The organism is Nocardia arthritidis NBRC 100137, assembly GCF_001612765.1.
GTDB lineage: Bacteria > Actinomycetota > Actinomycetes > Mycobacteriales > Mycobacteriaceae > Nocardia > Nocardia arthritidis.
In genome coordinates this window covers 63,892-71,737 of the sequence record NZ_BDBB01000035.1, presented here as the reverse complement: position 1 = coordinate 71,737, position 7,846 = coordinate 63,892, and the positions used below count along the sequence as shown (strand labels likewise).

Sequence of the window (7,846 nt, the reverse complement as noted above, 5' to 3'; positions counted from 1 at the left end):
CTCGACCGTGCCCAGAACCCACCGACCGGCTCCGCCGGGACCTTCTTTGCGAATCACCGGATCAATCTACCGTCGCCCCCGGCACCCGACCAACCAGCCTTCATAGCTGTCGAGCATTACCGCTGGCAGATGCGCCGCAACGGGTTTGCCAGACGGATGTTGCGGTTCTCACATGCGTCACGGATGCACCATCCGGCACTTTCGCGCCGACGAAGGCGGGTGCCTACGGCAGCTGCCGTCACCGAACGAGCACCGCGACCAAGATCACCGCGGCGCCATTGGCTCCCCGCCCGCGCTCGCCGCGACCGCTGACCGACAGACAGCGGGTCACAGTCCGCTATTCACGCGACCCACCTGCCGATCCACGCACGCGTACAGGGTCGTAGAGGTGGGATTCCACGCACGACACAGCGGGCGTGAGCGCGCGGCCCACCAGGATGACCGCCGCTTGCCGCAGTCCGGCGGCCTCGACCTGGTCGGCGATGTCGGCCAAAGTTCCGCGCAGGATCAGCTGCTCGGGCTGGCTGGCGCGGTAGACGACGGCGACCGGGCAGTCCGGGCCGTAGTCGGCGCTCAGTTCGGCGGCCAGGGCGCGGACGCGGGTGATGGCCAAGTGCAGCGCGAGCGTGGCGCCGGTGGCGGCGAAGTTCGCCAGCGCTTCGGACTCGGGCATCGCGGTGGAGCGGGCCTGGGTGCGGGTCAGCACCACGGACTGCACCAGTTCAGGCACCGTCAGCTCCGCGCCGAGCACCGCCGCCGCGGCGGCATAGGCGGGCACGCCCGGCGTGACATCCCACGGCACCCCGTGCGCGTCGAGCCTGCGGGTCTGCTCGGTCAGCGCCGAGTACAGCGACGGATCGCCCGAGCACAAGCGGGCCACGTCCTGGCCCGCGCGGTCCGCGCGCACCAAGCGCTCGACGATCTGATCGAGGTCCAGGTGCTGGGTGTCGACCAACTCCGCGTCCGGCGCGCAGTACGCCAGCACGCCCGAATCCAGATAGGTCCCCGCGTACAGGCACACCGGCGACGCGCGCAGCAACTCGACCGCGCGCACCGTCAGCAGATCGGCCGCGCCCGGCCCGGCCCCGATGAAGTGCACGGTCATGCGCGCGAGTGTATTGACCGCCGCACATCGCCCACCCGGCGACCGACACCGAGCACGGCACAGGGTTCATCGCGGCACGGGTGCTGTTCACTCGATACCCCTGCCCGCCGGACAGCTGTGCGAGACGTTCGGAACGGCGACGCCCGACCGGCCGCTCAGGCGGTGGCGTCGAAGTGGGCGATCACCTTGTCGGGCCGGAGTCGGACGACGAATTCGCCGGGGACGCCGTTGCGCTTGCCGAATTCCTCGGCGCGGTCCGCGCCCATGTACCGCCCGCCGATCTCGGTGGCGGTGCGCAGCAGTTCGTCAGGGTCTTCCGAGAGCGTGACCGTGCCCCGCAGCTGGACCGACCCATACGGCGGCTCCTCCAGGTCCACACACACCGCGATACGTCCGTCCCTGGTGAATGCCTTGCCCTTCGCGGTGGACTTGCCGGTGTTGAAGACCAGCTCGTCGCCCTCGACGACGAACCACACCGGCGTCACCATCGGCCTGCCGTCGGCGGTCACGAACGCCACCTTGCCGGTACGGGTGCCGTGGGAGAGGAACTCGCGGATTTCGGGATCGGAGAGAGAGGCCATCCGCTCACCCTAGGTCGCGACCGGGCGGCGTCACAGCATGCCGCGCTCGCGTGCCCGCGCCACGGCGGAGGTGCGCGAGCGCACGCCGAGTTTGCCGTAGATGTGCACCAGGTGGGATTTGACGGTGGTCTCGCTGAGGAACAGCTGCTTGGCGATCTCGCGGTTGGACCGGCCGTCGGAGACCAGCCGCAACACCTCGATCTCGCGCCGGCTCAGCGTGGTGTCGGCGCGACGCACCCTGGTCATCAGCTTGGAAGCCACCGCGGGCGAGAGCACGCTGTCGCCCGTCGCGGCCGACCGGACGGCGGCGAGCAGTTCGGCGGGCGGCGTGTCCTTGAGGATGTAGCCGCAGGCGCCCGCTTCGATGGCGCCGAGGATGTCGGCGTCGGTGTCGTAGTTGGTGACCACGAGGACGTTCGGCGGGGTCGCCAGCTCGCGCAGCCGAGCGGTCGCGTCGGCCCCCGACCGGCCGGACCCGAAGCTCAGGTCCATCAGCACCAGGTCGACCGGAGTGGTCGCGCAGAACGCGACAGCCGCCTCCGCGGTGGCCGCCTCGCCCACGACGGTGATGTCGTCGGCGACGTCCAGCAGCGCGCGCAATCCGGCTCGGACGATCGCGTGGTCGTCGGCGAGCAACAGGCGGATCACTCGCGCCCCTCCGTATCTCTGTCCCGCCGCCTCGCGCCTCGCACGCGCGCCTCCCGGGCCGGCGGGTCGGCGGAATCCGGAGTGCCCGGGTCGAGCGGAAAGGACACGGTGACCGCCGTGTGCCCGGGTTCGGACTCGACAGCCAGGACGCCGCCCTGCTCGTGGACCCGCGACCGCATCGCGGCGAGCCCGAACGATCCCGACGGGCTTCGCTCGAGTAGGTCGGGTGCGATGCCAACCCCGTCGTCGACCACGTCGAGATGGATCGAGTCGTCCGCGTAGGTGAGCGTCACGCGCATCCGGCTCGCCCCGGCGTGGCGGATCACGTTCGAGACCGCGCCCTGCGCGATCCGGAGCAGCGCGGCCTCGATCGGCATCGGCAGTCGCTCCGGCGGCCCCTCCACCACGAACCGGGTTTCCAGGCCGGGAGCTTCGGCGCGCACAGTGATCCGCTCCAGCGCCTGGACCAAGGATTGTCCCTCCAGCGCGGCGGGAGCCAGCTCGGCGATGAGTTTCCTGGTTTCGGCGAGGTTCTCCGCCGCCGCTTCCCTGGCCAGCCGAATCCGGTGCACCGCCGGGTGATCCGGCGCTTCCTGCTCGACGGCGTGCAGCAACAGTTGAATGGAACTCAATCCCTGCGCCACCGTGTCGTGGATCTCGGCGGCCAGCCGCTCCCGCTCGGCGAGCTTGCCCGCCGTGCGCTCCCGGTCGGCCAATATCGCTCTGGCGCGGAGTAATTCGTCGATCAGCCGCTGCCGTTCGGCCGCCTCACGGAACAGCGCCTGATAGCCGAGCCCGATGCCGACCGCGACGGCCGCTCCGATCACCGGCCCGACGACACCGGCCACCGACCAGCCACGATGCAGGCCGAAGCCCACTACCGCCACGGTGGTCGCGGCGGCGACGGCGCAGAGATTCCACGGACGCGCCAGCAGATGCAGATAGAGGAAGAACAGGCCGAACGCGAGGTAGCCTGCGTCCGGCGCGAGCGCGACGAGCCCGAGCCAGAGCGCGGTCAACGCGCCGAGCCACATCCAGATCGCGCGCCGTCTTCCGGCCGCCACCGCGCCCGCGAAGTACGTCGCCAGGAATGCGGCGGTGAGGCTCGTGATCGCGGCCGGATACGCGGCGCCGGGTAGCAGCGCGCGCACCGCGACCACCCCCGCCAAACCCGCCATCAGCACGTGCAGACCGAGCCGCAGCGTGGTGAAGACGGGGGTGAGCGGAGACGGGTGCACGCAGCCAGCTTATGTACGGCTATTGCCGTGGCATCCATCGAAAGGTGGAAAACGACCACCGACTTTCGCCCACCCGCGCTTCCTTCCCCGGCGCGATGGACGCGGGCTCGCGCCGCGCGAGGGTGGAGACATGTTCCTCGCACTCCGAGATCTTCGCGCCGCACGAGGCCGTTTCGTCCTGATCACACTCGTGGTCACGCTGGTGGCATTGCTGGTGAGCTTCCTCGGTGGACTCACCGCCGGTCTCGCGCACCGGAACGTCTCGGCTGTGGAGTCCCTGCCGGGAGACACCCTGGTCTTCGCCGACACGGGCGGCGACCCCTCGTTCGACGGATCGGTGCTGACCGAGGACCAGATCGCGACGTGGCGGTCCGCCGCGAGCGCGGTGACGCCGATCGGCATAGCCCGGAGCAAGGCCGGACGGGACGGCCGCGCTCCCGCGCAGATCGCAGTCTTCGGCACCGAAGCGGGATTCGGCAATCGTTCAGCGACCGAAGCGGGGACGGTGGAGCTCAGTACCGGCGCCGCCCACGAGCTCGACGCCGGAGCGGGCGATTCCGTGGTCATCGGCGGGCGCGCCTTCACCGTGTCGGTCGTACGCGGCGACGACTGGTACAGCCACGCGCCGGTGGTCTGGACGACGCTCGCCGACTGGCAGGCGCTCAACCCTCGTTCCGGCGCGGCCACCGTGCTCGCCGTGTCGGGGGCGGCTGATCGGGCGGCGGTGAACGCCTCCGCGCACACCAGGACCACCGACCTGTCCGAGGCGCGGTCGGCGATCGGTTCCTACCGGGCCGAGAACGGCTCGCTCACCCTGATGACAGTCCTGCTGTTCGCCATCTCCGCGCTGGTGATCGGCTCGTTCTTCACCGTCTGGACGATGCAGCGGATGCCCGACATCGCCACGCTGAAGGCATTGGGCGCGACCTCGGGTTCTCTCGTCCGCGACGCCCTCGTCCAGGCCGCGATCGTGCTCGCCGCCGGGGTCGCGACCGGCCTGGGGATCACCGTCGCCGCGGCGACACTGCTCGGCGACGCGGTGCCGTTCGTGTCGAGCCCGGCCACGACGCTGCTCCCCGCGGCCGCCCTGATCCTCCTCGGCCTGCTCGGCGCGGCATTCGCCCTGCGCTTCCTGTTCACCGCGGACCCGCTCACCGCACTCGGGGCGGGCCGTTGAATCACCGCGCCACCCCGGCCGCTGAATCCCCGAGCCGCCCTTCCCCTTCCGGCGGCGTGCGGCCTCTACCACCGCAGATGGATCACCCGCCGACCGACCACCCGAACGCCCCCGCCGGTGCGGATCACCCGCCGGCGGAACACCAGAACGGCCCGCTGGTCCGCACCACCGCCCACAGCACCGGAGATCCGAGATGACACCCACCACCACACTCACCCTCGCGGACGTGACACTCACCTACCCCGACGGCGCCGGCCGCCTCACCGCGCTGGACCGGGTGAACCTGCGCGTCAACGGCGGCGAGATCGCCGCCATCACCGGCCCGTCCGGCTCCGGCAAATCCAGCCTGCTGGCCGTGACCGCCACCCTGATCCGCCCGGACTCCGGGCACGTTCGACTCGGAACACCGCAGGGGGTAGTCGATCTCGCCACCGTGAGCCGTCGCGAAGCCGCGGCGCTGCGCCGCTCATCGATCGGCATCGTCTTCCAGCAACCGAACCTGATCCCGGCGCTCACCGCCGTCGAGCAACTCGAGGCGATGGCGCACCTCGGCCAGCGGATCATCACCTCGCGCCGACATCGCCGCATGACGCGCGATCGAGCACTGGCCCTACTGGACTCGGTCGGGCTCGCCGATCAGCGGGACAAGCACTCCGCGCAACTGTCCGGCGGACAGCGGCAACGAGTGAACATCGCCCGCGCCTTGATGAACACCCCGTCTCTCCTGGTGATCGACGAACCCACCAGCGCGCTGGACACCGAACGCGGCGCGGCCGTGATCGACCTGATCCTGTCGGTTGCCCACGACCACGCGGCCGCCACGCTCCTGGTCACCCACGACCGCTCCCACCTACACCGAATGAACGCCGTCTACCGGATGGTCGACGGACGCCTCACTACGGAAACCGTTCCGACCGAGCAACTGCCGTCAGGTCTCGAGGCGCCGCCGCCCGGGGAATCGGCGTATCAGCTGCGCTGACGATGCGGTGTCGACCGATTGATCGCTCAGCGACGCGAGGTACACAGTCTCGCTCGGCGAGGGACAGCGCGTCACACCACGACCGTCGGTGGTCGACACGGAAGCGGCCATTCGGTTTCGGCAGGTCTCCGCGGCCAACACCGGCAGTGCGGGTTGGCAAACAAGTAAGCATCTGCATATCATCTACATATGCTTACAAACCCTGTGGATCACCAATCCGACGATCAACGCAGCGGGTCCGATGAACAGCCCTTCTCCACCGGGACCATGCTCATGCCATGGCAAGCCGGGCCGCGACGCGATGCGCCGGGCCCGGTGTTCGTCAGCGTCACCGACTTCCTCGCCACCTCCGAAGAGGACGTCCAGGAGATCTACAAGACGGGGATGCGGCTGGGCCGGAACTGGCCGGTGATGCACGGCGCGGTCGGCCTGTGGCTGTGGGCTCGGCCGTCGGAGTCACGCGGCGGCTCGATCTCGGTGTGGGAAACCGAGCAGGACATGCGGCGTTTCGTCCGGTGGCCGGTGCACACCGACATCATGCGAAAGTGGCGCGGCAGAGTCCGAGTCGCCACCGACTCGTGGCAGGCCGCCCGGTTCGACCCCCGAGAGGTGTGGGCGCGGGCGCGGAACACGATCGAACAGCGCCCGCATCCGCAGGCCGAGTGATCCTGCGATCAGGGTGGCAGGGCCCTGGCATCGGCTGGGATCATGCCGAGCTCTCGCATCTTCTCCAGCCGTGTCACCGCGCCGTCGATGACGTTGCCGTGTAGACCGGCGTCTCCGAGCGCCTCCCGAAAGCGATCCATGTCCACGCTCTGGACCGCACGCAGCACATCGTCTTCGAGGCGCTGACCCTTCTGTGCCATGACGAAGTCGGAATCAATCTGCACTTCGAGCGGTCGCATCGACATCGGAAACGATCGACCGTGATCAATGGCGACCACCTCCAGCCGCCCTTCGCGTTCGACGGTGCGATAGTTGCCGGGATGACGATCGAGTGAGCCGATCACGTAGTCGAGTACGGCGACCTGCTGTTGCTGAGCCTTGGGATACTCGCCCACCGCCCGGGCGGGCTTGGACTCGACGAACTGCTGGATCATGCCGGGCCCGGACGCTCTGCCGTCGGGGCCGATTACGCCCTCCGTCCGTGCGGTCGGCGGCACCCTGCCGAAACCGAGCAGTTCGTCGACCCGGTATGCCGCGATCTCCCGGCTCGTCAGGGCACCAGGAGCGTGCACGAAAGGCAACCCCGAGTCGTACTGCTCACCATGAATCGGTTTGTAGATGTTCAATTCGCCATCGTCGGAACGCATCTTCCGCACCGTGGTCGAGCTCCTCTGCACGGCTTCTCTCATGTCGCCGTCGAACTCGACGTCGTCGGTGAGCCGACGCGCGCGCATGGCGGATTCGGCGGCACTGGCCTGGTAATTCCACGTGCGCTGCCGCGCCGCCTGCGCCGGGTGCACCTGTATCCGGGTACGCGCTTCTTCCAGCAGATGCGACGATCGCTCGTCGGCCTCCCGGAAGGTACGAGCGCCCAGGTCCAGCGTTCTACCGGTGCGCCGATAGGTGCCCGCGGCCGTCCGCGTCCCCAGATCGAGGGTTCTGGTCAAGCGCCGGGTGATGTTGCGAAGTAAAGGGGTGACACTGTCTCTCACCGAGAGGGCGGCGCCGACGCGCCATCCGAGCCCGAGGCCGGGCGCGCCGACCACGGGGTGCGAGCGCTGAGCCGCTTCGGCTCGTCCGGGCTTTCATCGACGACGCGGTAGTAACTCATCGCCCGCGACTCGAGCAACGCACGCAAGAAGAGCGGGCCGTCGTCCGGCATGATTCGCGCGGGCGGGTCGAAGACTTCGACACCGCGCTCGTACAGCCTTTCGGCCATCAGGCATCCGTCGCGATCGGCCACAGTGAGCGTCACGCCACCGCCGGGATCCAACCTGAATTCGGCTACTCGGCGCGCTTGCGGATAACCCACGTCATAGATTGCGACCAGAGTCGGCGCGCCCTCGGCCATGAACCCTCACCTTCACCTGCGACGAACCGCTCCGGCAGCGGTCCGACATCCGACCGGCGAAAGCTCCCGGATCGGAATGTCGACGTCCGATGAGGAAATTT

9 protein-coding genes are annotated in these 7,846 nt (G+C 69.2%); 3 read left to right on the top strand and 6 right to left on the bottom strand.

Features of this window, described 5'->3' with window-relative positions:
- Positions 1-337 precede the first annotated feature (337 nt).
- From cobM to NA8_RS23285, 4 genes are all read right to left on the bottom strand, one after another.
- Positions 338-1,105, bottom strand: a complete 768-nt coding sequence (gene cobM / locus NA8_RS23300; protein ID WP_063052481.1) for a precorrin-4 C(11)-methyltransferase — start codon at positions 1,103-1,105, stop codon at positions 338-340.
- Between the two features lie 155 nt (positions 1,106-1,260).
- Positions 1,261-1,686, bottom strand: coding sequence for a PPOX class F420-dependent oxidoreductase (locus tag NA8_RS23295; RefSeq protein WP_063052480.1), 426 nt, complete (start codon positions 1,684-1,686; stop codon positions 1,261-1,263).
- A 30-nt stretch (positions 1,687-1,716) separates the two neighbouring features.
- A complete protein-coding gene (locus NA8_RS23290; protein ID WP_063052479.1) occupies positions 1,717-2,334 on the bottom strand; it encodes a response regulator in 618 nt (205 codons plus the stop codon).
- Positions 2,331-3,572: a sensor histidine kinase gene (locus NA8_RS23285; protein ID WP_174550124.1), complete on the bottom strand. Its 1,242-nt coding sequence runs from the start codon at positions 3,570-3,572 to the stop codon at positions 2,331-2,333. The genes NA8_RS23290 and NA8_RS23285 overlap by 4 nt, the downstream gene beginning before the upstream one ends.
- 130 nt (positions 3,573-3,702) lie before the next feature.
- Between NA8_RS23285 and NA8_RS23280 the strand changes: the two genes are divergently transcribed.
- From NA8_RS23280 to NA8_RS23270, 3 genes are all read left to right on the top strand, one after another.
- Positions 3,703-4,749, top strand: coding sequence for an ABC transporter permease (locus NA8_RS23280; protein WP_063052478.1), 1,047 nt, complete (start codon positions 3,703-3,705; stop codon positions 4,747-4,749).
- Between the two features lie 193 nt (positions 4,750-4,942).
- Positions 4,943-5,728: an ABC transporter ATP-binding protein gene (locus NA8_RS23275; protein ID WP_063052477.1), complete on the top strand. Its 786-nt coding sequence runs from the start codon at positions 4,943-4,945 to the stop codon at positions 5,726-5,728.
- A gap of 189 nt (positions 5,729-5,917) precedes the next feature.
- On the top strand, positions 5,918-6,394 hold the full coding sequence (locus tag NA8_RS23270; protein ID WP_157106869.1) for a hypothetical protein: 477 nt from the start codon (positions 5,918-5,920) through the stop codon (positions 6,392-6,394).
- Positions 6,395-6,402: 8 nt separating this feature from the next.
- On the opposite strand, the gene NA8_RS23265 is transcribed toward NA8_RS23270, so the two are convergent.
- Together NA8_RS23265 and NA8_RS23260 are read right to left on the bottom strand one after the other, a co-directional pair.
- Complete coding sequence (locus NA8_RS23265) at positions 6,403-7,341, bottom strand: protein kinase family protein (RefSeq protein WP_157106868.1); 939 nt, start codon at positions 7,339-7,341, stop codon at positions 6,403-6,405.
- Between the two features lie 41 nt (positions 7,342-7,382).
- Entirely contained in the window at positions 7,383-7,745 is a 363-nt protein-coding gene (locus NA8_RS23260; RefSeq protein ID WP_063052474.1) for a hypothetical protein, read from the bottom strand.
- Positions 7,746-7,846: the final 101 nt, after the last annotated feature.